General features: G+C 69.7%; 1 protein-coding gene and 1 pseudogene. Both read right to left on the bottom strand.

What is annotated here, in order from left to right:
- Positions 1-566, bottom strand: a 566-nt coding sequence (locus tag E3T33_RS00725) for an isocitrate lyase/phosphoenolpyruvate mutase family protein (protein ID WP_174843260.1), incomplete at its 3' end; no start/stop codon positions are given.
- Positions 566-1,261: pseudogene (locus tag E3T33_RS00720) on the bottom strand (MmgE/PrpD family protein); the annotation flags it as partial. The gene E3T33_RS00725 and the pseudogene E3T33_RS00720, both read right to left, overlap by 1 nt.

Genomic DNA, 1,261 nt, shown 5'->3' with positions numbered 1-1,261 from the left:
GCGCCGGCGTCGACGAGCTTCTTCGCCCGGTCGACGGCCGCGTCGAGGCCGCCATCACCCGGCACCGTGGCACGGATGTCGGTGCGCGCCATGATCAGGAAGTTCGGGTCCCGGCGCGCATCGACCGCCGCGCGGATACGCTTGGCCGCGGTCTCCTCGTCGACGACCTGCTTGCCGTCGAGGTGCCCGCAGCGCTTCGGGTTCACCTGGTCCTCGATGTGCATGCCGGCCAGGCCGGCATCCTCGAGGGTCTGGATCGTGCGCGCCACGTTCATCGGCTCGCCGAAGCCCGTGTCGGCATCGACGATCGCCGGCAGGTCGGTCATCCGGGCGATCTGCTGCGCCCGGCCGGCGACCTCGGTGAGCGTGGTCAGACCGATGTCGGGCAGGCCCAGGTCGGCCGAGAGCACCGCCCCGGAAATGTAGACGCCTTCGAAGCCCCTGGCCTGGATGAGTTTGGCCGAGAGCGGGTTGAACGCGCCCGGGAAGCGCTGGATCGTTCCGCTGGACAGCATCGCGCGCAGGTTCACGCGCTTCTCGGCCGCGGTGGTTGTGGAGTACAGCATCAGAAGATTCCGACCGGGGTGGGGAACGCCGAGAGGAGTCCGGGCCTGGCCGTGATGGTCAGGTTGCCGAGCTCGCCGGAGGCGAGGTCGGGCAGCCGCTGCGCGAGGCGCAGGAACCGGTCGATCTCACCGGGGCCGAGCACGTCTTCGGCGAGGGTGCGGAACTTGTTCACGTACTCCGCACGACCGAACGGACGGGCGCCCAGCGGATGCGCATCCGCGACCGCGATCTCGTCGGTGATGGTCTCGCCGGTGCTGAGCGTGATGACGACGCGGCCGCCGAAGGCCTTCTCGCTGACATCGAGCGAGTGGTACCGGCGGGTCCACTCGGGGTCTTCGACCGTGGTCACGCTGTGCCAGAGGGCGACGGTGTCGGCCCGGCCGGCGCGCTCGGGCGAGTAGGAGTCGACGTGGTGCCAGCTGCCGTCCTGCAGGGCGACCGTGAAGATATACGGGATCGAGTGGTCGAGCGTCTCCCGGCTCGCGGTCGGGTCGTACTTCTGCGGGTCGTTCGCGCCGGACCCGATCACGAAGTGCGTGTGATGGCTGGTGTGGATGACCACCGACGCGATCGCGCCGGGGGCGGCCAGCTCCGGGTGCTGGTTGTGCAGCTTCCGGGCGAGGTCGATCCAGGCCTGCGCCTGGTACTCGGCCGAGTGCTCCTTCGTGTAGCTGTCGAGGATGGCCCGCTTGGC

Origin of the sequence: Cryobacterium sp. TMT1-2-1, assembly GCF_004403955.1 — a bacterium.
In the GTDB taxonomy this organism is placed as follows: Bacteria; Actinomycetota; Actinomycetes; order Actinomycetales; family Microbacteriaceae; genus Cryobacterium; species Cryobacterium psychrotolerans.
This window is presented reverse-complemented; position numbering and strand designations above follow the sequence as displayed.